At 53.1% G+C, this 23,553-nt stretch carries 24 protein-coding genes; 7 read left to right on the top strand and 17 right to left on the bottom strand.

Translation table 11 applies throughout. From position 1 onward, the window contains the following. Positions 1 to 48 precede the first annotated feature (48 nt). Genes ccmI through CLV80_RS00660 form a run of 3 tightly spaced genes read left to right on the top strand, consistent with a single transcriptional unit; the run spans position 49 to position 1,969 of the window. Positions 49 to 1,242 (top strand): c-type cytochrome biogenesis protein CcmI, encoded by a 1,194-nt coding sequence (ccmI, locus tag CLV80_RS00670; RefSeq protein WP_106353703.1) that lies wholly within the window; start codon positions 49 to 51, stop codon positions 1,240 to 1,242. Continuing rightward, complete coding sequence (ruvX, locus tag CLV80_RS00665; RefSeq protein ID WP_106353701.1) at positions 1,239 to 1,715, top strand: Holliday junction resolvase RuvX; 477 nt, start codon at positions 1,239 to 1,241, stop codon at positions 1,713 to 1,715. Before ccmI ends, ruvX begins: the two co-directional genes overlap by 4 nt. Further along, on the top strand, positions 1,712 to 1,969 hold the full coding sequence (locus CLV80_RS00660) for a DUF1289 domain-containing protein (RefSeq protein ID WP_106353699.1): 258 nt from the start codon (positions 1,712 to 1,714) through the stop codon (positions 1,967 to 1,969). Before ruvX ends, CLV80_RS00660 begins: the two co-directional genes overlap by 4 nt. Before the next feature lie 82 nt (positions 1,970 to 2,051). Here the strand turns inward: CLV80_RS00660 and CLV80_RS00655 are convergent, their stop codons facing one another. From CLV80_RS00655 to CLV80_RS00640, 4 genes are all read right to left on the bottom strand, one after another. Further along, positions 2,052 to 2,846 (bottom strand): alpha/beta hydrolase, encoded by a 795-nt coding sequence (locus CLV80_RS00655; protein ID WP_106353697.1) that lies wholly within the window; start codon positions 2,844 to 2,846, stop codon positions 2,052 to 2,054. A gap of 119 nt (positions 2,847 to 2,965) precedes the next feature. Continuing rightward, a complete protein-coding gene (locus tag CLV80_RS00650; RefSeq protein ID WP_106353695.1) occupies positions 2,966 to 4,039 on the bottom strand; it encodes an ABC transporter ATP-binding protein in 1,074 nt (357 codons plus the stop codon). A 61-nt stretch (positions 4,040 to 4,100) separates the two neighbouring features. Then, positions 4,101 to 5,228, bottom strand: a complete 1,128-nt coding sequence (locus tag CLV80_RS00645) for a YhaZ family DNA alkylation repair protein (RefSeq protein ID WP_106353692.1) — start codon at positions 5,226 to 5,228, stop codon at positions 4,101 to 4,103. Then, the gene (locus CLV80_RS00640; RefSeq protein WP_106353690.1) at positions 5,228 to 6,007 is read right to left on the bottom strand and encodes an SDR family oxidoreductase; all 780 of its coding nucleotides are present in this window, start codon (positions 6,005 to 6,007) and stop codon (positions 5,228 to 5,230) included. The genes CLV80_RS00645 and CLV80_RS00640 overlap by 1 nt, the downstream gene beginning before the upstream one ends. A gap of 94 nt (positions 6,008 to 6,101) precedes the next feature. On the opposite strand from CLV80_RS00640, the gene CLV80_RS00635 reads away from it, so the two are divergent. After that, positions 6,102 to 7,064, top strand: a complete 963-nt coding sequence (locus CLV80_RS00635; protein ID WP_106353688.1) for a Hint domain-containing protein — start codon at positions 6,102 to 6,104, stop codon at positions 7,062 to 7,064. On the opposite strand, the gene CLV80_RS00630 is transcribed toward CLV80_RS00635, so the two are convergent. Further along, the gene (locus CLV80_RS00630) at positions 7,061 to 7,672 is read right to left on the bottom strand and encodes a hypothetical protein (RefSeq protein ID WP_106353686.1); all 612 of its coding nucleotides are present in this window, start codon (positions 7,670 to 7,672) and stop codon (positions 7,061 to 7,063) included. The genes CLV80_RS00635 and CLV80_RS00630 overlap by 4 nt on opposite strands. Before the next feature lie 86 nt (positions 7,673 to 7,758). Here CLV80_RS00630 and CLV80_RS00625 point away from each other — a divergent pair, with 86 nt between their 5' ends. From CLV80_RS00625 to CLV80_RS00615, 3 genes are all read left to right on the top strand, one after another. Continuing rightward, positions 7,759 to 9,354: a peptide chain release factor 3 gene (locus tag CLV80_RS00625; RefSeq protein WP_106353683.1), complete on the top strand. Its 1,596-nt coding sequence runs from the start codon at positions 7,759 to 7,761 to the stop codon at positions 9,352 to 9,354. 147 nt (positions 9,355 to 9,501) lie between these two features. Next, entirely contained in the window at positions 9,502 to 9,933 is a 432-nt protein-coding gene (locus CLV80_RS00620) for a hypothetical protein (protein WP_106353681.1), read from the top strand. Positions 9,934 to 10,105: 172 nt separating this feature from the next. Next, positions 10,106 to 11,554: a DEAD/DEAH box helicase gene (locus tag CLV80_RS00615; protein ID WP_106353678.1), complete on the top strand. Its 1,449-nt coding sequence runs from the start codon at positions 10,106 to 10,108 to the stop codon at positions 11,552 to 11,554. 371 nt (positions 11,555 to 11,925) lie between these two features. Here CLV80_RS00615 and CLV80_RS00610 read toward each other — a convergent pair whose 3' ends face one another. The 12 genes from CLV80_RS00610 to nuoH are packed head-to-tail and all read right to left on the bottom strand — an operon-like array spanning position 11,926 to position 23,481. Further along, a complete protein-coding gene (locus CLV80_RS00610; RefSeq protein WP_106353676.1) occupies positions 11,926 to 13,590 on the bottom strand; it encodes a ribonuclease J in 1,665 nt (554 codons plus the stop codon). After that, the gene (locus CLV80_RS00605) at positions 13,587 to 14,360 is read right to left on the bottom strand and encodes a type III pantothenate kinase (protein WP_106353674.1); all 774 of its coding nucleotides are present in this window, start codon (positions 14,358 to 14,360) and stop codon (positions 13,587 to 13,589) included. The genes CLV80_RS00610 and CLV80_RS00605 overlap by 4 nt, the downstream gene beginning before the upstream one ends. 14 nt (positions 14,361 to 14,374) lie before the next feature. Next, positions 14,375 to 15,133 carry a biotin--[acetyl-CoA-carboxylase] ligase gene (locus tag CLV80_RS00600; RefSeq protein ID WP_106353672.1) on the bottom strand — a complete coding sequence of 253 codons (759 nt, stop codon included), beginning with the start codon at positions 15,131 to 15,133 and terminating at the stop codon, positions 14,375 to 14,377. Next, positions 15,123 to 16,559, bottom strand: a complete 1,437-nt coding sequence (nuoN, locus tag CLV80_RS00595; protein WP_106353670.1) for an NADH-quinone oxidoreductase subunit NuoN — start codon at positions 16,557 to 16,559, stop codon at positions 15,123 to 15,125. Before nuoN ends, CLV80_RS00600 begins: the two co-directional genes overlap by 11 nt. 12 nt (positions 16,560 to 16,571) lie before the next feature. Continuing rightward, positions 16,572 to 18,113, bottom strand: a complete 1,542-nt coding sequence (locus CLV80_RS00590; RefSeq protein WP_106353667.1) for an NADH-quinone oxidoreductase subunit M — start codon at positions 18,111 to 18,113, stop codon at positions 16,572 to 16,574. Further along, the gene (gene nuoL, locus CLV80_RS00585; RefSeq protein ID WP_106353665.1) at positions 18,113 to 20,209 is read right to left on the bottom strand and encodes an NADH-quinone oxidoreductase subunit L; all 2,097 of its coding nucleotides are present in this window, start codon (positions 20,207 to 20,209) and stop codon (positions 18,113 to 18,115) included. Before nuoL ends, CLV80_RS00590 begins: the two co-directional genes overlap by 1 nt. A 5-nt stretch (positions 20,210 to 20,214) precedes the next feature. Beyond that, positions 20,215 to 20,520: an NADH-quinone oxidoreductase subunit NuoK gene (nuoK, locus tag CLV80_RS00580; RefSeq protein ID WP_106353662.1), complete on the bottom strand. Its 306-nt coding sequence runs from the start codon at positions 20,518 to 20,520 to the stop codon at positions 20,215 to 20,217. Next, positions 20,517 to 21,122, bottom strand: a complete 606-nt coding sequence (locus CLV80_RS00575; RefSeq protein ID WP_106353660.1) for an NADH-quinone oxidoreductase subunit J — start codon at positions 21,120 to 21,122, stop codon at positions 20,517 to 20,519. The genes nuoK and CLV80_RS00575 overlap by 4 nt, the downstream gene beginning before the upstream one ends. Continuing rightward, a complete protein-coding gene (locus CLV80_RS00570; RefSeq protein ID WP_106353658.1) occupies positions 21,119 to 21,517 on the bottom strand; it encodes a carboxymuconolactone decarboxylase family protein in 399 nt (132 codons plus the stop codon). Before CLV80_RS00570 ends, CLV80_RS00575 begins: the two co-directional genes overlap by 4 nt. Further along, positions 21,514 to 21,933 carry a DUF4259 domain-containing protein gene (locus CLV80_RS00565; protein WP_106353656.1) on the bottom strand — a complete coding sequence of 140 codons (420 nt, stop codon included), beginning with the start codon at positions 21,931 to 21,933 and terminating at the stop codon, positions 21,514 to 21,516. The genes CLV80_RS00570 and CLV80_RS00565 overlap by 4 nt, the downstream gene beginning before the upstream one ends. Positions 21,934 to 21,944: 11 nt before the next feature. Continuing rightward, positions 21,945 to 22,439 (bottom strand): NADH-quinone oxidoreductase subunit NuoI, encoded by a 495-nt coding sequence (gene nuoI, locus CLV80_RS00560; protein ID WP_106353654.1) that lies wholly within the window; start codon positions 22,437 to 22,439, stop codon positions 21,945 to 21,947. A gap of 1 nt (position 22,440) precedes the next feature. After that, complete coding sequence (gene nuoH / locus CLV80_RS00555) at positions 22,441 to 23,481, bottom strand: NADH-quinone oxidoreductase subunit NuoH (protein ID WP_106353652.1); 1,041 nt, start codon at positions 23,479 to 23,481, stop codon at positions 22,441 to 22,443. Positions 23,482 to 23,553: the final 72 nt, after the last annotated feature.

The following is a 23,553-nucleotide window of genomic DNA, read 5'->3' as shown; positions in this document are numbered from 1 at the left end:
CAAGGCCACTGGCCGCTATGTCAGACCGAACGCTATCGGTGGAATATAATGATTTTTTGGCTAATTTGCGGACTGCTAACCTTAGGTGTCGCGGGTGTTTTGACCGCGCCGATGAAACGTGCGCCCTCCATCAACACTGAAAACCCCGATATTGCAGTATATAAGGCCCAACTTTCTGAGATCGCACGCGATCTTGAACGTGGTGTGTTGCCTGCTGATGAAGCCGAACGCGCCCGCGCAGAGGTCGCACGCCGCCTGCTCGCCGCGAGCAAGTCAGAAAGCCCTGCGCAAACATCAACGCAGTCGCGCCCGATGATTATCTATAGCTGCGTCGCGTTGATAGCAGTGTCGGCGTTCGGCATTTACGCAAGCCTCGGCGCGCCAGGATATGGTGACTTACCTCTTAAAGCACGTCTGGCGGCCAGCCAAGAAATGCGCGCAAACCGCCCCTCACAAGCTGAGCTTGAATCCAAAGCCCCTGTAGCTGCCCCGGTTGAAGTGCCCCAAGAATACCTTGATGCAATTGCAAAATTGCGTGTCATCGCTCCCACACGACCAAACGACACTGAAGTTTGGTCGCGCCTTGCCTTTCACGAAGCAGAACTGCGTAATTTCGCAGCGGCGGCACGCGCCCAAGAGCACCTGATTTCGATCACAGGAAACGCATCAACGGATGATTTACAACGCCTTGTTGACTTGCAAGTTGCAGCAGCCAACGGCCTGATTTCACCCGAAGCAGAAACAACCATCCGCCAAATATTAGGTCGCGACGATCAGAATATCGCAGGGCGTTATTACCTTGGTGCGTTATATAATCAGACCGACCGCCCTGATTTCGCGTATCGACTGTGGCGTGACATTGCTGAAAACGGCGACGCGCAGAATTTTCATGTCGCGTCAGCGCGTTCTCAAATCGAAGGCGCCGCATTCCGCGCAGGTGTCGATTACACCCTACCCGAAGTGCGCGGCCCATCTGTCGCTGATATCGCAAACGCCCAAGACATGTCACAAGCCGATCGTGACGCCATGATTGCAGGCATGGTCGCAAGCTTATTAGCGCGGCTTGCAAACGAAGGCGGATCACCATCAGATTGGGCGCGACTGATCACAGCATATAGCGTATTGGGCGACCAGGATGCAGCCCGAGGCATCTGGGTTGAGGCGCAAGATGTATTTGGTGCGAACGACGCGGCGATGGAAGTGCTGCGCAACGCAGCTGAGCAAGCAGGAATACAAGAATGATCTGTGAGACGCCTCAGGAATTCGCCGCAGCCATCCCCGACTTCGGGGCGATAGCAGGGCTGGATTTGGGAACTGTCACAATCGGTGTCGCCGTATCCGACTTGATGAAGAACGTCGCCACGCCGCTTGAAACCATCAAACGTAAGAAATTTGGCATCGACGCGGAAAAGCTGCTTGAGATAACGACGGCGCGCCAGATCAAAGGGATCGTTTTAGGGTTACCAATGAATATGGACGGCTCAGAGGGGCCGCGCTGCCAAGCAACACGTGCGTTTGCACGCAATTTAGAACGCCTCACTGATTTGCCAATCACCTATTGGGACGAACGCTTATCCACGGTCGCAGCCGAACGCGCCTTGCTGGAAGCTGACACATCACGCAAACGGCGCAGCGAGGTCATTGATCACGTGGCCGCCGGATATATTCTACAAGGCATGTTGGATAGGCTCGCGAATCTAAGGAACGCATCATGAGCGGACCAGATGATACTGATGGCGTCTGGTCACGCAATGAAATCGAAAGCCCCTGCATTAAAATTTGCGTCATTCACCCCGAAAGCAGGCTCTGCACTGGCTGCCTTCGGAGCATCGACGAAATTGGATCATGGTTACAAATGACACCCGCAGCCCGTCACCAAATCATGACAGATTTACCAAGCCGCGCAGGCAAAATAACAAAACGACGCGGTGGACGCGCAGCAAGAATAAGCAAAGCGCGTATCACATAAATCACATTTTGGTCGCCGGTTCGAAGTGACTTCCAGCTAGTCAGGGGCAAAGCCTCATTAGCTGTTATAAAACTGAACACGGCTATGCCGCATTCACACCACTGAATTCACGTACTTTACCAATCATACGCGCAAAAGCTTTATGGCGTGCTTCATTTGGTGATAGGCTCCAAGAACCATGATGGTTCTGGTCCGACAACATCAATTCTATTGTCGAATTTTTACTCGCAAGATCGATGATAGGCTGAGAGGGTACTCTTGGGTCTGACGGGTTATGAAGAGCAAACACTGGAGTGGTCACCAGTGGTGGCGTTAGCGAATACGCGTATCCGCCAGAACAGGATATTACGCCTCCAACTTCTTGCTTAGTCATTTCAAGCAACGGAGCAAGATAGACCACGTTTAATGCAGTGATCGCCCCGGCTGAACTTCCCCCCAACACAATCGGCCCTGAAAATGCGTACTCATCTCGTTTACTCTCGAGCCACGCTAAGAAAGCGATAGCATCTTCCAAAGCGGCCATCGCTGCGGCACCACGAAAGCCACCTGGAAAATCGGGACGCGCATAGATCTCCAATGCCTCCAGACCTTGTCTCGATACATCTGTCAAATCTCTTGGACGTGATTTCAGTCGATACTCGGGAAAAACCACGGAAATATTAGCCGCTGTCAACCAGCGTGCTAACATCCGATGGGTTTTATGAGAGATGCGTCCAGTTCGAAAACCGCCAGAGTGAAGCCAAACAAACACCGGCGATGGACCGGTCCCTTTCGCCTTGAAATAGTGCATATTGAGTGAAGTAGGCTGTCCCTTAACGTTTGCGGTCCGAAACTCTTCGATAATATCGGGCTGATACCCAATTTCCGGATTAGACATACCAAATAAGCCCCTTCTACACGCCAACAGTCTTAATTTAAGATGGGCCTTTATCACATATAATGACGCGGTAAAATTGGCTATGCCTGAACCACTCCGACTATCTATGTAGCTATCGTTCACCCAACCGGAAACACGAAACATCGATCGCGCCGGATCATCAACCAAAGGGGGGTACCCGGCTTTGGCAAAAACACAGATGGAACGGTCGCTTTCAGCACAGAGCCATCATGATCCATTCGAAACTCAACAAGGCTCGATGCACCAATAAACCGTGCGCGTTCGACCACGCAGCGCGCAGCCGTGCCATCAACCGAGGTTGGGTTGGGTCCACGCCCACCGCGGTCAAAGTCAATTTTTAAGTGTTGGGGGCGGATAACAATATCAACAGCCGTACCATCGGGCACACCCGGCGCAAGAAACTGGCCGAAAGGTGTTTCAGTCAAAGCGCCCTTAACTTCACCCCTTATAACATTGATATCACTAAAGAATGAGGCAGACTTTAAATCTACTGGCGTGTTGTAGATATTATACGGCGCACCCTGCTGAACAATTTCACCGTCCCGCATAAGCGCGATTTCATCAGCCATGCGCATCGCTTCTCCGGGTTCATGTGTAACGAGCAGAACGGCGGTACCTTCACCTTTTAACACTTCGAGCGTTTCATCACGGATATCGTCGCGCAGGCGGTCATCCAAACCTGAAAACGGTTCATCCATCAACATAATCCGGGGACGCGGTGCCAATGCGCGCGCTAACGCGACACGCTGCTGCTCACCGCCAGACAACTGATGCGGGTAGTCATCAATGTAGCGCGACATGCCCACTTTGTTCAAAAGCTCTTGCACGCGGGCACCAACGTCACGGCCCTTCTTAAGACCGAAAGCGACATTTTGCCCCACGCTCAAATGAGGGAACAGAGCAAAATCTTGGAACATTAATCCGATTGACCGCCCTTCGGGTGGCACCCGGTGAATCGTGTCGCACACTAACTGCCCATCAACATGGATCGTGCCAGTATCTTGCATTTCGACGCCCGCGATAATGCGGAGCGTCGTTGATTTGCCGCAACCAGACGGCCCCAAAAGACAGGTCACCTGGCCCGGCATTACATGAAGACTTACATCATCAACAACCCGACGGCCGCCAAATGATTTGACAATATTTTTGATCTCTAGGCGGGGGGCTTGCATGGAAGGGGGGTTATCCCTGACTGAAACATTTGGATTTTCCGCACCTAACAAGCGATGCGTGTTAGGGCAAGCTTCGCAGATCGAAATCAAGGCTTTGCACAACACGCCCGTTTACTTGACAGTGAATGCGATGCGCACCGGGATAAAGACGGAACGTCGTCGCATCCCCTTTGAACTTGTGTTTCTTGGAGATCGATACGGTCTGCCCCGCTTTGACTTCCAACTGCTTGAGCTTAAAAACCTTTGGCGCTGTCTTGCCATTCGATTTTACAAAATCGATCACATAGTCGACGATCAACGGCGTGTTCTCTTCGGCAGTTATATTAAGTGAAACGTCAACAGTGTCGCCGACAGTCACAACTCTAGGTACAATAGAAAAATCAGACACCGTCACTTTTGCATTTGGCGAATATCCAAGATGCACCATAGCTGCGGGGTCACCTGACTTGATCAATCCACGCAACGCGTGTTTGCGTATCCAATCAAGCTCGGACTTTACCTGCCCACGTGCCGCTTGCCATGCGTCTAGACGATCAACCACCAAAGCACCGTCTTTTTTTGTAATGTCATTCAAATGGTTTGCCACCGATCGTGTCACAAACCGGGTGCTATCGCTGTAAAGCTGATCCAAAAGCGGCAAAGTCTGATCATAGGTAAGCCCGATGCCCTGCCCCCACGGCAGCTTTGGCCTTGTTCCTTCGGACACTAAACGCCGAACATGATAACTATCGTGACTAATCCAATCCTGCATCCGCTCAAGCGTCGCGGCTTCATGATTGTTTAAAAACGCCCGAATTGAAAACTCCATCGAAAACCGCTGCGTGATTTGCTCAAGTAAATAGAGGCTTCGCTCGTGATGGTTTTCAATACCACGTGTTTCGACATACACCCCTAACGGTGCATAGATAAAATGGCCGAAATCATCGTCCGATTTTGTTGGATCTAATGCCGGTGGCAACGCAGCTAAAATCGCGTCTGACGCCGCATTAAAATCGGCCGGTAAATACCCCGCCAATACGTCAGCCATCATATTGATGCGTGCCTTCAGCTCTAGCGGGGCGATTTGCGCCATCACATCCGTCACAAAGGGGGCGGCATCAAAGACGCCCGCCTTTTCAAAGTGATCACCAAGTCGTCCAACAGTATCGGTATTGAACAGTTGGTCTTTTAGGCTGAAGCCCTGCGCCATCAGATCGTCGCGTTGATCGCGCCACCATCGACGACAAGGTTCTGACCAACAATAAACCCAGCATGCTGCGAACACAAAAACGCACAAGCCGCGCCGAATTCGGCTGCAGTACCGTAACGGCGCGCAGGGATCGTTGCCTCGCGCTGCGCCTTTGCGGTAGCGATATCGATACCTTGCGCCTTTGATACGCCCGCATCTAGGCTCGCGGCGCGATCGGTGGCATGAATGCCCGGCAGCAGGTTGTTGATGTTAACGCCATGCTGCGCAACCTGACGCGATGTGCCAGCAACATAGCCGGTCAAACCCGCGCGGGCCGAATTCGACAAACCCAACTGTGGAATCGGGGCTTTTACCGATCCAGATGTGATGTTCACAACGCGCCCCCATCCACGGTCAATCATGCCCGGCATCAACGCTTTCATCAGCGCAATTGGCGCAAGCATGTTCGCATCCAATGCTGCAATAAAATCGTCGCGATCCCAGTCAGACCATACCCCCGGAGGCGGCCCACCAGCATTATTAACCAAGATATCAACATCACCCGCTGCTGCCAAAAGCGCAGCGCGCCCGTCTTCGGTAGACACGTCAGCGGCAACAGTCGTGACCGACACGTCATATTTACTACGAATCTCGGCGGCGGTCGCCTCAAGCGCCTCTGCCCCACGTGCATTCAGCACCAGATTGACGCCAGCTTCGGCAAGCGCTTCGGCACAACCGCGCCCTAAACCTTTTGAAGAAGCGCAGACAAGCGCGCGTTTACCTTTGATGCCAAGATCCATGGGATGTCCTCCGAATTTGATTTGTCAAAGACCTAGCACTACGGTCGCGCCGGGTCTATTCCATTCACCGGCATACGCGTGTAGCTAGTAAAGCATGACGGACCATGCACTTAGCGTTGATATCTATATGGCCGAAGATTTTACGGCAACCGAAGGCGTACGCATCGGTGATACAATATCATTTGCCGACGACTTGGTGATGGATGATATCTACCGGCTACATCCGCATGCACGCAGCTCCGATTTATCACTCCTTGATAACGGCGAGTCGCTGCGCCGTGCACATGGCGCACATAATTTGGTGCATATCGATTCTTGCCTAACGATGATTGCCCCGGACGGGGGTACGCAAGAAGCGCTCGTTTTAGTCGAGGTTTCGGATGACATTGCAAAGGCAATCTACATCCTCCCGCTGGGTGAATTTGTGCTTGGGACAGATTACAGGCTCATCGGCATCGAACGGCATTCCGCGACCACCCGGTTTGCGCAAGCAGCTGGCGGATCGTTTGCACACGGTACATTGATCACAATGGGCAGCGGTGAAATGCGCCCGATTGAAAGTCTTGTAGCCGGAGATCAAATACTGACACGCGACAGCGGACGGCAGCCGATTAAAATGGTTGGCCAATGCACGTTGCGCGCCACCGGTCGCTTTGCGCCTGTCGTCATCACCAAAGGCGCGCTGCACAACGAAAACGATTTGGTGTTGCGCCCCGATCATAGATTATTGGTATATCAACGCGAAGACTACCTTGGCGCAGGACGCGCAGAGGTCCTGATCAAAGCGCGTCACCTTATCGACAACACAACTGTGATTCGCCGCAAGGGTGGGTTTGTTGATTATTTTCAACTTGTTTTTGACGAACATTATATCATCTTTGCCGAAGGCATCGCAGCAGAGTCTCATCTGATCGACCAACGAAGCCGAAGCGCCCTTGCACAAAACGGTGCGTTGCAAAATCATACGCCACGCAATCACCAAGGCTATGAAATTCAAGGCAACCTTGTGCCAAAGCTTGATGTCGCCAACTTATTGCGCCGCGCGTCGACCGGTTAAGGTGCGCCTGAACCTTCACCGACGATAATAACCGTCGCATCAATGGAAGCACCGTTATATGCGCCTTCTGGCTCATAATCGGCGGCAGCAATCGCTGACACCGGATCACCAAAAAACGCACCGTTCATCGTCCCGCTTAACGTCAAAGTGTCGCCTGCAGCCTCAAGCGTTCCGCCGTACTCAAGCGATAGCCCATCACTGACAGACCCACCATCAATGACAATCCCACCACTGTAATCAGTGACAGCCCCGTCAGCATTTGTCCCGAAGAAACGATCCATCCCGCCATGCACTGAGTGGTCATCGAATCCGATTGCGACATTCGCATCGCCGTAGAGAACAAGAGGTGTGTCCGGGTTTTCAACACGTATTGTAGCGAAACCCTCAAACTCCGCAGTCCCTGTAGCGGGCAGCGCGCCATCTGGGGTGATGGACATACCGATGGCCCCGATGCTTTGATCCCCCAACACACGCGCATTCAATGCATCATAGCTGTCGATCCGGGCGATACGCGGGTCAATCCCGCTTCCCGCGCTTTCCCCGCCGCCCCCGCCACAGGCAGCCAGCAACATGATGCAGCAAAATAGAATGTGTTTTAGATCGAACATCCAGACAGCTTAGCGAACGAATCCAAAGCAATCGTTAAGCGCACTGTGGATTGCCCTTTGTCCAGCAAACGCATAAAGCATCTGCCATGACAAATCGCCCTGAACTTCCCGCAGAAATTGCCCGCCGCCGCACCTTTGCGATCATCTCGCATCCGGATGCTGGTAAGACAACCTTGACCGAAAAATTCCTTTTGTATGGTGGTGCCATCCAAATGGCGGGTCAGGTGCGTGCAAAAGGCGAAGCACGACGGACCCGTTCTGACTTTATGCAGATGGAAAAAGACCGCGGAATCTCGGTTTCGGCATCCGCAATGTCGTTTGATTTCGAAAAATATCGTTTCAACCTTGTTGATACGCCCGGTCACTCTGACTTTTCGGAAGATACCTATCGCACGCTGACGGCGGTCGATGCTGCTGTCATGGTGATTGATGGCGCCAAGGGTGTTGAAAGCCAAACGCAAAAACTGTTCGAAGTTTGCCGTTTGCGCGACCTGCCGATTTTGACGTTTTGCAACAAAATGGACCGCGAAAGCCGCGATACATTCGAGATCATTGACGAAATCCAAGAAAACCTTGCGATTGATGTCACGCCTGCATCTTGGCCCATTGGCGTTGGCCGTGAATTCATCGGCTGTTACGATATCTTGCGTGACAAGCTCGAACTGATGGACCGAGCGGATCGGAACAAGATTTCTGAAAGCATCCAAATCAGCGGCTTGGATGACCCTAAACTGGCCGAACATGTTCCGGCACATTTGCTTGAAAAGTTCCTCGAAGAAATCGAGATGGCCAAGGAATTACTGCCAACACTTGACCCAGAGGCGCTTCTGAACGGATCAATGACACCGATCTGGTTTGGGTCTGCTATGAACTCTTTCGGGGTTAAGGAATTGATGGATGGATTGGCCACCTACGGCCCTGAACCGCAAATTCAATCTGCGCAACCGCGCAACATCGCCCCCGAAGAAACCAAGGTCGCGGGATTCGTGTTCAAGGTTCAAGCGAACATGGACCCAAAACACCGGGACCGCGTGGCGTTCGTACGGCTTGCATCCGGTCACTTCCAACGCGGCATGAAGCTGACGCACGTACGCAGCAAAAAGCAAATGGCGATCAGCAACCCAGTGCTGTTTCTAGCCGCTGACCGTGAACTCGCCGAGGAAGCATGGGCTGGCGATATCATCGGCATCCCGAACCACGGACAGCTACGGATTGGTGACACATTGACCGAAGGCGAAGAAATTCGCGTATCCGGCATTCCGTCATTCGCGCCCGAACTTCTGCAGGCGTGTCGCGCAGGCGATCCAATGAAAGCCAAGCACCTTGAAAAGGCGCTGATGCAATTCGCCGAAGAAGGCGCTGCAAAGGTGTTCAAACCAACCTTCGGCTCCGGTTTCATCGTTGGCGTTGTTGGCGCGCTTCAGTTCGAAGTCCTCGCTAGTCGAATCGAGATGGAATACGGGCTGCCAGTTCGCTTTGAACAATCGCAATTCACGTCCGCACGCTGGGTGTCCGGCGGCAAAGACGCAATTGATAAATTTGCGAACGCAAACAAACAGCATATCGCGACCGATAACGACGGGGACACGGTATTTCTAACCCGCCTACAGTGGGACATTGACCGCGTGGGCCGCGACTATCCAGACGTCGAACTAACCGCGACTAAGGAAATGATGGTATAAGCGCAGCGCGCGCCTGCTTGGGCGCGCACGCGATAGTGAGTTGGCACAGCAAAATATCGCTGTCATAGTACGGACAAAGATGTTTAATTCATCGGTATTCCGGTAAGATCTTCGTACACAGTTCAACGCATCAAGCACGAGACGAACATGAAAAATGTAAGCACCACTGCTCTAACCGTTGCCCTATCCACAATCACCACAGGTGCTTGGGCGGATGACTGGGACCTCTTGCGCGGGATCACCGTAGATGAGGTCATAACGGACACATCATATCAGGTGAACAAAACTTTCCCTGCTGCGATCCAGAACGGGCGTGAAGGTATGGTTTTGACAGGCTATGCTGTGCCGTTAACTCCGGGTTCTGATATACGTGAACTGGTGCTTGTTTCTGACATGGGATTTTGCCCGTTTTGCGGTGACCCAAGTCACGGGGCAAGCGTCCAAGTTTCACTTGAAACCGCAATTCCGGGACTTGAAGAAGGGGCACGTATTACGCTTCGCGGCGACATGACACCCATTCATGATCCCCAGACATGGAACGCGGCGATTTTGGAAAACGCCGTTATCGTCGAATCCTAACCCGAGAGCTGGATTGACTGCTACCCAAATGTAGTCGGTATGGCGCTTCGCTTGACCCTAAGCATGTTTTTCGGTATGCGCTCAGTCGACGATATTGGTCGTCGACGCCGGGGCGCTGGGGAAATTGCGTCCTTTCACATATGCGGATCGAACCCGCACACTTAGGACGCACATGACGAAATTCTCAGACTTGAACCTTGACGCCAAGGTTCTAAAAGCTGTCGCCGAAACTGGCTACGAAACACCGACCCCTATTCAAGCTGGGGCCATCCCCCCTGCCCTTGAAGGCCGCGATGTTCTTGGAATCGCCCAAACTGGCACAGGGAAAACGGCAAGTTTCACACTCCCAATGATCACATTGCTAGGCCGCGGGCGCGCACGTGCCCGTATGCCACGGTCACTTGTTCTTGCGCCGACGCGGGAACTTGCTGCGCAGGTTGCTGAAAACTTTGACGCCTATGCCAAATACACAAAACTGACCAAAGCGCTGCTGATCGGTGGTACATCATTCAAAGACCAAGACAAGTTGATCGACAAAGGTGTCGACGTGCTGATCGCGACCCCTGGTCGCCTGCTTGATCACCTAGAACGCGGCAAATTGATCCTGACTGATGTGAAAATCATGGTCGTGGACGAGGCCGACCGCATGCTCGACATGGGGTTTATCCCGGACATCGAAGAAATTTTTAAACGCACGCCGTTTACGCGTCAGACACTGTTCTTTTCGGCCACCATGGCACCTGAAATCGAACGGATCACCAATACGTTCCTGTCGAACCCCGCCAAGGTCGAAGTGGCCCGCGCGGCGACAACAAACACGAACATCAAACAAGGTGTTGTGGTGTTCAATGGGTCCGACAAACGTAAAGAGCCTTCCGAAAAACGTGCTCTGCTGCGGGCCCTGATCGACGAAGAAGGCGATAGCTGCACAAACGCGATTATTTTCTGTAATCGCAAGTCGGACGTCGATATCGTTGCAAAATCACTGAACAAATACGGTTATGAGGCTGCGCCAATTCACGGTGACTTGGATCAGGCCCACCGGACACGCACGCTCGAAGCGTTCCGTGACAACAAGCTGCGGTTCCTTGTGGCATCAGATGTTGCTGCGCGAGGCCTCGATATTCCGGCCGTAACCCATGTATTCAACTTCGATGTGCCTAGCCACGCCGAAGATTATGTTCACCGCATTGGACGTACGGGCCGTGCTGGGCGTACTGGCACCGCGATCATGATCTGCGTATCACGCGACGAAAAAAATCTCGCGGCTGTCGAAGAACTGGTCAAAGAAGAAATTCCACGTCTGGATATCCCGACCAAGGCGGCCCCTGCCCCGGCAGCTACCCCCGAGGTAAACGAAGACGCCGAAAAACCAAAACGCGTACGCCGGTCACGTAGCCGCAAGTCTGATCAAAAGACAGAAGACGCAAAGCCCGAAGTAAAAGCCGACGCGCCGAAACCCGAAGAAAAGCCCAAGCGCGAGCAAAAGCCACGCGAAGAACGGCCTCGCAGCAGCCGCGGCCGCAACCAGCCACGTGATAACGGTCCTGCTATCGTAGGTATGGGCGACGACACACCCGCATTTATCGCACTCAGCTTTGAGGAACGGGCGAAGGGTTGAACTCCCTCCCTCCCCGAGCACCTTCAACTCAATATTCCAGATGCGTCGGATTGGTCGAGTGTCGACACCGATTTGTCGATGCGTCTGACCAGTCAACTTAGAAATGAAGTTGGGCAGTCTCATTTACTCGCGCAACATCTAGACTAACTCGTTATTGTCGCAAAATCAGATTGCACCGACGATGTGATCGTTGCCCATATGAGCTTAGAAGATCTATTCTTCCGAGTTCACCTCACATGGTCCGAACATACGGGTCGCGATTTTGCTTGGCCTGTTGCAACTAAATTAGAATCTGCATCACTACTAAACTATTCTAGGCTACGGCTGACCAATGACCGTAGGGTGGGTTTTAACCCACCCACTTCACAAACTCAGCCCAACCGGCTGACAATCACCGTCACTTCCGGCTTTTTCCCGATCTCGCCTTGAGCGGAACGGCGTGCGATTGTTCTAAGCTCTTTTTCCAGCTTTACCTCGTCACGCAAAGTTTTGGCGTTGGCCCGGTTGATGAATTGGCTCAGGTCTTCTTCGACGACTTCGACCAAGGCTGCGTTGTTGCGGCCGGTTTCGGCAAGCCCAGAGATTTCGACCCATGGATCGCCTAGTGGTTCGTCGTTTTCGTCGATGATGAGCGTCACAATCATGTGCCCGTTCAACGCCATGCGGATGCGGTCGCGCACGATGCCATCCATTGCGCCGATCTGCACTGTGCCATCGAGATATGTCCGACCTGTGTCGATGTATTCAGCGACCCTAGGCGCGTTGCCTGACAGGTCGATCATCATACCGTTGACAGCCACGATACCCGTAAGCCCAGCTGCATTACCAACCTTCACATGTTCGCGCAGGTGACGGTGTTCGCCATGCATTGGGATCAAGATTTGCGGCTTTACGATCTGGTGCATGGTTTCCAGATCAGGGCGGTTCGCGTGGCCCGACACGTGGTATTTGCCACCCGCATCGTCGATCACGTCAACGCCCAGTTCAGACAGCTGGTTCATGATGCGGATTACACCACGCTCATTCCCAGGAATAGTTTTTGATGAGAACAGGAAGGTGTCCCCTTCCTTTAGCTTCAAGCCCAGATATGACCCTTGGGCAAGCTGCGCGGATGCGGCACGGCGTTCGCCTTGGGATCCGGTCACCAACAGCATCACGTTCTCACGCGGCATGTTCAGCGCGTCTTCGGGCGATACAACTGGCGGGAAGCCCTTCAGGATGCCCACTTCGGTGGCGGCTTCTACCATGCGGCGCATCGCACGGCCAAGCAGCACGACAGAGCGGCCGCCTTTTTGCGCGGCGATTGCCAGCGTTTTCAAACGTGCGATGTTCGAAGCGAAGGTTGTCGCAACGACCATCCCTGTCGCCTCTTTCATCATGTCAGCGATTGCATCACCGATTGTGGCCTCGGACCGGCCTTCTGCATTGGAAAAGATGTTCGTACTATCGCAGACAAGCGCCTTAACACCGTCTTTGGAGACTTCTTCCCAAAGCGCCGCATTCCATGGGTCGCCGACCACTGGGGTTTCGTCGATCTTAAAATCACCCGAATGCAGCACGCGGCCGTCAGGCGTATCGATCAACAAGCCAGCGCTTTCCGGAATAGAGTGGCTGATTGGCAGGTAGGAGACTTTGAACGGGCCGCAATCAATAACTTGTGGATAGACATCAACGACGTTTACAACGCTGTCCGGCAAACCATGTTCACTCAGCTTGCGCCGTGCAATATTCGCGGTGAACGGACGCGCATAAACCGGCGCACCCAGACGTTCCCAATAGTGCCCGATCGCGCCGACATGGTCTTCGTGCGCGTGGGTGATGAAGATACCTTCGATCTGGGATTTGCGTTTCTCAAGCCACGCAATGTCTGGCAGGATCAGGTCAACGCCCGGCGTGCCGTCCATATCAGGGAATGTCACGCCCAGATCGACCACGATCAGCCGTTCCTTACCCGGCGCGCCATATCCGTAGACATAAGCGTTCATGCCGATCTCGCCGGCGCCCCCAAGAGGCAGGTAAATCAGGCGGTCGGTCATGTGTTATCCTTGTTGTATTTGTGGATCACGGTCAGGCCGTGCATCGTCAGGTCGTCTTCAAACGCGTCGAACAGGTTTTCGGCCTGTTGGAACAAAGGCGCAAGCCCCCCGGTCGCGATGACCTGCATCGGGACGCCACGTTCTGCTTTGATCCGCGCACATATCTCGCGGACTAGGCCAATGTAACCCCAAAAGACCCCCGATTGCATGCAGGCAACAGTATTTGTGCCCACAACGCGTTGAGGTTTCGAAATGTCGACATGTGGCAAGGCAGCTGCCGCATTGTGCAGCGCCTCAAGGCTGAGGTTCACGCCCGGTGCGATGACACCTCCAACATAGGCCCCGTCAGTGTCCACAACATCAAAGGTGGTCGCGGTGCCGAAATCGACGACGATCAGGTTGCCACTGTGGCGATCAAATGCGCCAGCGGCGTTAACCACGCGGTCGGGGCCAACTTGTGTACCTTCGTCAACGCGTGGTGGTTGGGGCAGCAGGCAATCAGGTTTGCCGACGACCAAAGGTCTGCAATTGAAATACCGATCCGACAACACGCGCAAGTTAAACACCACGCGCGGCACTGTAGAGCTGATGATCACCTCGTTGATGGCCACGTCGATCTTTTGGAATTCCATCAGCGTGGACAGCCAGACATAGTATTGATCCGCTGTACGCTGCCACTCGGTGCTGGTACGCCAAGTCGCAATAAACGATTTGCCGTCCCAGATCGAAAACACGGTATTGGTATTGCCGCAATCAATTGCCAAAAGCATGAAGCGTCCCCTTATCAGAAATAGACATCGGCAGCGGGAATAACCCGCGGCCCTTGCGCTGTTTGCAAAACAAGATTGCCATCCAGATCGACCGTTTCAAACAGTCCTGTAATTTCTTCGCGCGCCGTACGAGCGGTGATGACTTCTCCTAGCCGTGCAGCCTTGGATAACCAGTCGTCGCGGATACCTGCAAAACCGATCGTCCGCAGCTTCTCTTCTTGCGTGGCGTAGGCATCAGCAAGAACAGATAGAAAATCTTCTGGGACTACATCCCAGCCACCAGCGGCACGTAGGCTCGTTGGGGCAAAGGCCGCGTCTGTCACGCCGTCCGGTGTATGGGCCAAATTCACGCCGATCCCAATCGACAGCCAGTCAACAACTCCACCCTGCCCGCTACTTTCAAGCAAAATGCCCGCGACCTTACCGCCCGAAAGCAGCACATCATTAGGCCACTTCAGCGCAAGTTTTTCTGGTTGGACATAAATCGCAAGTGCGGCTTGAAGCGCGTTCGCGGCAAGGAAAGACCGCTTTGCCGCGTCGGCCGGGCTACAGCCCGGTTTAAAAACCAAAGTCGTGTTTAAGTTTCCGGCGGGAACGATCCATGGACGACCGCGCCGACCGCGTGCAGCGGTTTGGGTGCGGGCCATAATCCAAGTGGGTTGTTCTAAAGTTAGCGCGAGGCGCGCAGCCTCGGCCATTGTGCTATCCACACTATCGTGGATCACACGCCCATAGCCCGTAGGCCAATGCGCGTGTGTACCGTCAGTTGACAAGCGCTGCTGCCGCGCTAGCGGCCATTGGTTCGATTCCGAACAGGTTCACGACGCCAACAAGCATAATCAGTGCAGAGGCCATCAGGAATGTCCAAAGAACTGGGTTCATCTTACCGTCAAGCGCGTCAGTCTCTTCGCCGAAGTACATGTAGTAAACGATGCGCAGATAGTAGAACGCACCAATAACAGATGCGATCACGCCAACCACAGCCAACCAGCCAAGGCCCGCGTCATATGCTGCACGCAACACATAAAATTTACCGAAGAAGCCAACCATTGGCGGCACGCCAGCAAGGCTGAACATCAGCACCAGCATTGCAAGCGCGCGTAGCGGCTGACGCTTTGAATACATCTTAAGGCTTTCAATCGACGTAACCGGGCGACCATCTCGCTCCATCCCAAGGATAAACGCGAATGTACCAACGTTCATGGTGACGTAGATCGCCATGTAAATCAGCATCGCCTGCACACCCAGCGCAGTACCAGCAGCAAGGCCCATCAAGGCAAAGCCCATATGCGCGATAGAAGAGTAAGCCATCAGACGTTTAATGTCTTTTTGACCGATCGCTGCAATCGCGCCAAGGAACATGGAAACAACAGCCAAGAACGCCACGATTTGCTGCCATTCGCTAACGATATCGCCGAACGCGTCATGCACAACGCGCGCAAACAATGCCATCGCAGCAACCTTTGGTGCAGTCGCGAAGAACGCAGTTACCGGCGTTGGCGAGCCTTCGTAAACATCTGGAGTCCACATGTGGAATGGTGCTGCAGATACTTTGAAAGCGAAACCGGCCAGCAAGAAGACGATCCCGAACAACAGACCCAGTGATGGGTGATGTGCAGTTGCCTCGATGATGCCGCTGAATAGTGTCGTACCTGCGAAACCGTAGGTCAGCGATGCACCGTACAGCAGTAGACCAGATGAAAGCGCACCCAGAACAAAGTACTTCAGACCTGCTTCGGTTGATTTCACGCTATCACGGCGCAGCGACGCCACGACGTAGAGTGAAAGCGATTGCAGCTCTAGCCCCATGTAAAGCGCCATCAGGTCGCCAGCTGACACCATGACCATCATCCCGACCACAGCAAGTGCAACCAGAATTGGGTACTCAAAACGCAGCAGACCGCGGCGTTTCATATAGGCTTCGGACATCACGAGTACCGCTGCAGCGGACAGCAGGATTGTGACCTTAGCAAAACGCGCAAAAGCGTCGTCGTTGAACATGCCGTCAAAGGCTGTCTGTGTGCCCTGCCCGTTCATGCCGATCCAAAGGGCCAGCAAAACAAACAAACCAGAAGTCACCCAAGTCAGCAGTGACGCCATCTTGTCTTTAGTTGTGTAAACAGCGCCAAGAAGGGCCAGCATGGCATAAACTGCCAGCAGGATTTCAGGCATGACGATTTGGATATCTGCGGAAATCATGTCATCCGTTCCTTAATGCGACGCAACTTGGCCGACGGTTTCAAACCCCGCCACAGCCGTTTCGTAATTTTCAACCAGCGCAGCAACGCTTGGCCCGATGATGTCCAGAACCAGTGCTGGGTAAACACCCAGCAGCAGGGTCATGACAACCAGTGGGACAAAGATCACCCTTTCACGCTTAGTCATGTCAGAGATTGTCTTCAGGCTTTCCTTGATCAGGTCACCCATCACAACGCGGCGGTACAGCCACAGCGCATAAGCCGCCGAGAAGATAACACCCGTTGTCGCGATAGCAGCAACCCAAGTGTTCACTTGGAAGATACCAACCAGAACCAAGAATTCGCCGATAAAGCCAGATGTGCCAGGCAGACCAACGTTTGCCATCGTGAAGAACATAAAGATCAGCGCGTATGCAGGCATCCGATTAACCAGACCACCGTAAGCGTCGATTTCACGTGTATGCATGCGGTCATAGATCACACCAACACACAGGAACAACGCGCCAGAGATAAAGCCGTGGCTGATCATCTGGAAAATCGCACCGTCGATCCCCTGCTGGTTCACAGCAAAGATCCCCATCGTCACGTACCCCATGTGGGCTACAGAAGAATACGCAATCAGCTTTTTCATGTCTTCTTGGACGAGTGCGACCAGCGACGTGTAGACGATCGCGATTGCGGACAGCCATAGAACCAGCGGCCCCATTACCTCGGACCCGATTGGGAACATTGGCAGGCTGAAGCGTAGGAAACCGTAACCACCCATCTTCAAAAGGATTGCCGCCAGCACGACCGAACCAGCTGTCGGCGCCTGAACGTGCGCATCTGGCAACCATGTGTGCACAGGCCACATTGGCATTTTCACGGCAAAGCTTGCAAAGAACGCGAGCCATAGCAGGGTCTGCATACCACCAACGATCTGGACGCCAAGGATGCTGAAGTTTTCAGACCCGAACGTGAATGTCATCAGTGTCGGAATATCTGTGGTGCCCGCTTGCGAGAACATCGCAACCATCGCAACCAGCATCAGCACTGAGCCAAGGAAGGTGTATAGGAAGAACTTAAAGGATGCATAGATCCGGTTTTTACCACCCCAGATGCCGATGATCAGGAACATCGGGATCAGGCCGGCCTCGAAGAACAGGTAGAACAGCACCAGATCAAGCGCCATGAACACGCCTAGCATCAAAGTTTCCAAGATCAGGAAAGCGATCATGTATTCTTTGACGCGTGTTGTGACGTTCCAGCAGGACGCAATAACAAGCGGCATCAGGAATGTAGTCAGCATAACGAACAGAATGCTGATACCATCAACACCCATCTTATACTGCAAGCCAGCAAGCCAAGACCGTGTCTCGACCATTTGGAACCCAGTGTCGTCAGGGTTGAAGTTCGACAAGATGAACAGCGAAGTCAGGAATGTAACCAATGTGGTCACCATGGCGACCCATTTGGCGTTCCGCTGGGCGGCAGCGTCATCACCGCGCAGGAAAAGCGCAAGGATGACAGCACCCAATAGCGGGATAAACGTGGTCAGCGATAGAATGTTGCCCATTAGTTTGCCCCCCCGGTCATCGTGACCCAGGTCAGCAGCACCGCAATCCCTATGACCATTGCCAGCGCATAAGTGAACACATAGCCAGACTGCGCACGTCCTGCGAGCTTTGTGAAGAATGGAATGATGCCCATTGCCAAACCGTTAATCCCACCGTCGATTAGTTTTGTATCGCCCTGCTTCCACAGGAACCGCCCGATCGCCATTGCTGGACGAACGAAGATAAAGTTGTACAGCTCATCAAAGTACCATTTGTTGAGCAAGAAGTTGTAAAGCGGCGCCTGCTGCTTGGCCAATTTGGCCGGTAGATCGGGGCGACGAATGTACATCAGATAAGCCAAAGCCAAGCCAAGGATCATCGCAACGAATGGCGATACCTTCACCCAAACAGGTGCATGGTGCGCGTCATCAATTACATGGTTATTATCGGCCATAAAGATCGCGCCCTTACCGGGCACCGATGCGTGTTCATCTGCAACCGCGTGATCGTCGACTTCGGCATGTGTATCAGTTGCGACTGCGTAGTCATCAGTTTCGCCGTGAGCGTCTTCGACATGCAGTTCCGCATCCGAAATCCCAAAGAACACTTCGACCTTATGGTGATCACCAAAGAACGAGTTGTACCAAAGCATCCCAGAAAAGATCGCACCAAGGCTAAGAACACCCAATGGGATCAGCATTACCTTCGGGCTTTCATGCGCGTGGTCATGCGTATGCTTGTCGCCACGTGCTTCGCCGTAGAACGTCATGAACATCAGGCGCCAGCTGTAGAAGCTTGTCATGAATGCCGCAATAACCAGCATCCAGAAGGCATAACCACCAGAAGTACCTGCGTATGCGCTTTCGATCACAGCATCTTTGGACAAGAAGCCAGCGAAACCAAAGTGCGTTAGCGGAATACCAACACCTGTGATCGCAAGCGTACCGATCATCATCGCCCAGAATGTGTAAGGGATCTTTTTGCGCAGACCACCGTAGTTCCGCATGTCTTGTTCGTGGTGCATCGCGTGGATCACAGAGCCCGCGCCAAGGAACAACATCGCTTTAAAGAACGCGTGCGTCAGCAGGTGGAACATCGCGACCGAGTAAACACCAACGCCCGCAGCAACGAACATATAGCCCAGCTGTGAACAGGTAGAATACGCAATGACGCGTTTGATGTCGTTCTGAACCAGACCAACAGTCGCAGCAAAGAATGCAGTCGTCGCACCAAGGAACACAATGAAGTTCGTCGTTTCCGGCGCGTATTCCATCAGCGGTGACATACGGCAAACAAGGAAGACACCCGCAGTAACCATGGTCGCAGCGTGGATCAGCGCTGACACAGGCGTCGGGCCTTCCATCGCGTCAGGCAACCAAGTGTGTAGGATCAGTTGCGCAGATTTACCCATCGCACCGATGAACAGAAGCATCGCAATCAGGTTCGTTGCGGACCAGTCTCTCCAAAGAAAGTGCAGGTTTTGTTCCGCTAGCTGCGGCACTGCAGCAAAGATGTCATCAAAGCGGATGCTGTCGGTCATCATATACAGTGCAAAGATACCTAGCGCGAAACCAAAGTCACCGACACGGTTCACAACAAACGCTTTGATCGCAGCTGCACCAGCAGACGGTTTTTTGTAGTAGAAACCGATCAGCAGGTATGATGCGACGCCCACGCCCTCCCAGCCAAAGAACATCTGAACAAGATTGTCGGAAGTCACCAACATCAACATCGCAAAGGTAAAGAAGGACAGATACGCGAAGAAGCGGGCCTTGTAGTTCTGACCTTCGCTGAAATGCTCATCATGGGCCATGTAGCCGAATGAATAGAGGTGCACCAACGCAGAAACCGTCGTGATCACGATCAACATGATCGCGGTCAGACGGTCCATACGGATCGACCAATCAGTCGACAGTGTGCCGCTTTCGATCCAACGCAGGATGTGGATTGTCTCGGTCGTGCCGTCGAACGTTAGGAACACGATCCACGACAGAAACGCCGCAAGGAACAGCAAGCCTGTGGTGATCCACTGCGCGGCGGTCTCGCCGATCAGCTTCCAACCAAAGCCGCCAATAATCGCGCCCACTAATGGGGCAAAAAGGATGGTGGTTTCCATTTGCGTTAGCCCTTCATCACGTTGACGTCTTCAACGTCGATGGTTCCGCGGTTACGGAAGAAACAGACCAGAATAGCCAGACCAATCGCGGCCTCGGCGGCGGCAACGGTCAGAACGAATAGCGTAAAGACCTGACCAACCAGATCATTCAGATAGCTTGAGAACGCGACAAAGTTGATGTTCACCGCCAACAGCATCAATTCAATGCTCATCAGCAGGATGATCACGTTCTTTCGGTTCAGGAAAAGACCAAAGATGCCGATGACAAATAGCGCAGCAGCCACTGCGAGATAATGTTCAAGTCCAATCATAGCCCCTGCCCCGGTTTTACGTCTTTGAGTTCCATTGCCTTCGCTGGATCACGGTGCATTTGCGCGATCACATTCTGGCGTTTGATGTCCACGCGGTGGCGCAATGTCAGGACGATCGCCCCGATCATCGCAACCAGCAGGATCAAACCAGCCAATTGGAAGAGCATGATGTATTTGTCGTAAATCAGCATCCCGAGGGCCGCAGTGTTATTCGCGTCACCCTGCGGTGCCGCAACACGGTCGGTAACACCGTCAGAAAAGCCCCAGACGCCGAATGCCAGCGCCAGCTGCATGATGATCACGATCCCGATCAACAAAGCCAGTGGCATGTATTTCGCCATCTCCGCCTTTAGTTCGGCAAAGTCGACGTCCAACATCATGACAACAAATAGGAAAAGTACTGCGACCGCCCCAACGTAAACGATGATCAACAGCATCGCGACGAATTCTGCGCCAAGGGTCACGAACAAGCCCGCCGATGACAGGAATGCAAGGATCAACCAAAGCACAGAGTGCACTGGGTTCCGGCTGATGACGGTAAACAACCCACCCACGACCGTCGTGATCGCAAACAGATAAAATGTGAACGCGAAAACACTCATGCGGTTTCGTCCTTTTCCAACACTTCGTTGGCCAATTCCATGGCCTTATTCATTGCAGGTACACCGCCAAACATACCCATCTGGGCGATCGTTTCAGCGATTTCCTGTTTCGTGGCACCTGCTTCGGTCAAATGCCGAACTGTCAGCCTGATTTGTGCTTCAGCCTGCGCACCCAAAACGGTCAACCCGGCAAGGGTCAACAAAAGACGCGTCTTTGCATCAAGCCCTTCAGGGTTAACGCCCTTGCCAAAGAACATTTCCATCGTTTCTTTGGACATCGTCGGCCATAGGTTTTCAAAACCTTTTGGCGTAAATGCATCCATATCGACATTCATCGATTTGGCCCAGTCCTGCCCCATCTTCATCATGGCTTCAAATGGGTTTTGATCACTCATGCCGCGTCTAACCTCGTACGTAATGCACTGATCTGGGACAGCCATTGCTCAAGCTCATCCGCCTCTTGCCAAAGATCATATAGCTCAGAGCTGTCGGCGTCGGCGGTCAGTGCTTCCAACGCCTCGCTTGTACGAGCCTGCACATTATCAATGTCCAACAACGCATCTTTGTGATTTTCAACGGGTTCTTCAAGTTGGTCAGCCAGATCCTCATCCGGTTTACCAAGCGCTGCGACAACAACTTCGGCCAATGCAACAATCGCAGAGCCGATGTCGCTTTCGACATACCCACTGGCGATTGCGTCTGAGCAAGCGTCAAGAATATCAGATGCAGCAGATGCTCCGAATTCGTTAAAATCCGTTAGCCAATCTTGGCTGCCGTCATTGTCGAGTGATCCTACGCCCCAAGCGCCCATTGTCTTGTCCCCTACCGATACGGCGCGTCGAGTTCGAGATTGCGCGCAATCTCAGCTTCCCAACGGTCACCATTTTCCAGCAGTTTCTCTTTATCATAATAAAGTTCTTCGCGGGTTTCGGTGCTAAATTCAAAATTCGGACCTTCGACAATCGCATCAACTGGGCAGGCTTCTTGGCAGAAACCGCAGTAGATGCATTTGGTCATGTCGATGTCATAACGTGTCGTACGGCGTGAACCATCATCACGAGGTTCCGCATCAATAGTGATCGCCTGCGCAGGGCAAACCGCCTCGCAGAGTTTACAAGCGATACACCGCTCTTCGCCGTTTGGATAACGACGCAAAGCATGCTCACCACGAAAACGAGGGCTTAACGGCCCCTTTTCATGCGGGTAGTTCAACGTCGCTTTGGGCGAAAAGAAGTACTTCAGGCCCAATTTAAAACCGACATAGAAATCCTGAAGCAGGAAATACTTTACTGCGCGGGTGTAATCCATTTGGCTCATATCAGCCTCCCATCGTCCAGCGGGCCCAGAAGCCGCCGAGTACTTCAAATTTTGCGAGGAACGACACTAAAACAACCCAAGCCAGTGACAGTGGCAGGAATACTTTCCAGCCGATCCGCATCAGTTGGTCATAGCGGTAGCGTGGTGTTATCGCCTTTACCATCGAGAACATGAAGAAACACATTGCCATCTTCAGGATCATCCACAGGATGCCATCCGGCAAGAACGGCAGCGGTGACAACCATCCACCAAAGAACAGTAGTGAAATCAGAGCGCACATCAGCACCACGGCCATCAGTTCGCCGATCATGAACAACAGGAATGGTGTGGATGAGTATTCAACCTGATAACCCGCAACCAATTCTGATTCCGCTTCGGGAAGGTCAAATGGTGGGCGGTTGGTTTCGGCCAGCGCAGAGATGAAGAAGAGGAACAGCATTGGGAAGTGCGCAACCCAGTACCAGCTGAACAATCCGCCCTTCCCGTCTTGGGCCGCAACGATGTCGCCAAAGTTCATAGAACCGGTCGAGATAATCACACCGATGATGATCAGGCCAAGTGAGACTTCGTAAGAAATCATCTGCGCGGCAGACCGCAATGAGCCAAGGAATGGGTATTTCGAGTTAGACGCCCAACCACCCATGATCACGCCGTAAACCTCGAGCGAGGAAACAGCAAAGACGAACAGGATCGCGACGTTAATATCAGACAGAACCCAACCGTCGTTAAACGGAATGACCGACCAAGCAACAACGGCGAGGACAAAAGAAATCATCGGCGCGAGGAAAAAGACGAACTTGTCTGCACCCGCAGGCACGACGATTTCTTTGACGATATACTTCAAGAAATCGGCAAATGATTGCAGCAAACCGAATGCACCAACGACGTTTGGCCCTTTGCGCATCTGAACCGCAGCCCAGATCTTGCGGTCGCCGTACATCAAAAACGCCAGCGCCAGCAGCAGGGGGATCAGAACCAGCAAACACTGCGCCAAGATCACAAGAACGATCCCAAGGTTGGTATTGGTGAAGAACTCGACCATCTTTATTCCCTCACACCGTTTTGGGCGGTGCTCATTTTGATGCAGCGCGTATTTATGTCACGCCGCAGGTAC

This window comes from Yoonia maritima (genome assembly GCF_003003285.1).
GTDB classification, from domain to species: domain Bacteria; phylum Pseudomonadota; class Alphaproteobacteria; order Rhodobacterales; family Rhodobacteraceae; genus Yoonia; species Yoonia maritima.
Note: the sequence above shows the minus strand (reverse complement) of the source record. Positions and strands in the feature narration are given on the sequence as shown.

Coding starts and splice junctions, on each gene's coding strand:
- ccmI (WP_106353703.1), top strand. CDS start 49: ATGATTTTTTGGCTAATTTGCGGACTGCTAACCTTAGGTGTCGCGGGT.
- ruvX (WP_106353701.1), top strand. CDS start 1,239: ATGATCTGTGAGACGCCTCAGGAATTCGCCGCAGCCATCCCCGACTTC.
- CLV80_RS00660 (WP_106353699.1), top strand. CDS start 1,712: ATGAGCGGACCAGATGATACTGATGGCGTCTGGTCACGCAATGAAATC.
- CLV80_RS00655 (WP_106353697.1), bottom strand. CDS start 2,846: ATGTCTAATCCGGAAATTGGGTATCAGCCCGATATTATCGAAGAGTTT.
- CLV80_RS00650 (WP_106353695.1), bottom strand. CDS start 4,039: ATGCAAGCCCCCCGCCTAGAGATCAAAAATATTGTCAAATCATTTGGC.
- CLV80_RS00645 (WP_106353692.1), bottom strand. CDS start 5,228: ATGGCGCAGGGCTTCAGCCTAAAAGACCAACTGTTCAATACCGATACT.
- CLV80_RS00640 (WP_106353690.1), bottom strand. CDS start 6,007: ATGGATCTTGGCATCAAAGGTAAACGCGCGCTTGTCTGCGCTTCTTCA.
- CLV80_RS00635 (WP_106353688.1), top strand. CDS start 6,102: ATGACGGACCATGCACTTAGCGTTGATATCTATATGGCCGAAGATTTT.
- CLV80_RS00630 (WP_106353686.1), bottom strand. CDS start 7,672: ATGTTCGATCTAAAACACATTCTATTTTGCTGCATCATGTTGCTGGCT.
- CLV80_RS00625 (WP_106353683.1), top strand. CDS start 7,759: ATGACAAATCGCCCTGAACTTCCCGCAGAAATTGCCCGCCGCCGCACC.
- CLV80_RS00620 (WP_106353681.1), top strand. CDS start 9,502: ATGAAAAATGTAAGCACCACTGCTCTAACCGTTGCCCTATCCACAATC.
- CLV80_RS00615 (WP_106353678.1), top strand. CDS start 10,106: ATGACGAAATTCTCAGACTTGAACCTTGACGCCAAGGTTCTAAAAGCT.
- CLV80_RS00610 (WP_106353676.1), bottom strand. CDS start 13,590: ATGACCGACCGCCTGATTTACCTGCCTCTTGGGGGCGCCGGCGAGATC.
- CLV80_RS00605 (WP_106353674.1), bottom strand. CDS start 14,360: ATGCTTTTGGCAATTGATTGCGGCAATACCAATACCGTGTTTTCGATC.
- nuoN (WP_106353670.1), bottom strand. CDS start 16,559: ATGATTTCCGCAGATATCCAAATCGTCATGCCTGAAATCCTGCTGGCA.
- CLV80_RS00590 (WP_106353667.1), bottom strand. CDS start 18,113: ATGGGCAACATTCTATCGCTGACCACGTTTATCCCGCTATTGGGTGCT.
- nuoL (WP_106353665.1), bottom strand. CDS start 20,209: ATGGAAACCACCATCCTTTTTGCCCCATTAGTGGGCGCGATTATTGGC.
- nuoK (WP_106353662.1), bottom strand. CDS start 20,520: ATGATTGGACTTGAACATTATCTCGCAGTGGCTGCTGCGCTATTTGTC.
- CLV80_RS00575 (WP_106353660.1), bottom strand. CDS start 21,122: ATGAGTGTTTTCGCGTTCACATTTTATCTGTTTGCGATCACGACGGTC.
- CLV80_RS00570 (WP_106353658.1), bottom strand. CDS start 21,517: ATGAGTGATCAAAACCCATTTGAAGCCATGATGAAGATGGGGCAGGAC.
- CLV80_RS00565 (WP_106353656.1), bottom strand. CDS start 21,933: ATGGGCGCTTGGGGCGTAGGATCACTCGACAATGACGGCAGCCAAGAT.
- nuoI (WP_106353654.1), bottom strand. CDS start 22,439: ATGAGCCAAATGGATTACACCCGCGCAGTAAAGTATTTCCTGCTTCAG.
- nuoH (WP_106353652.1), bottom strand. CDS start 23,481: ATGGTCGAGTTCTTCACCAATACCAACCTTGGGATCGTTCTTGTGATC.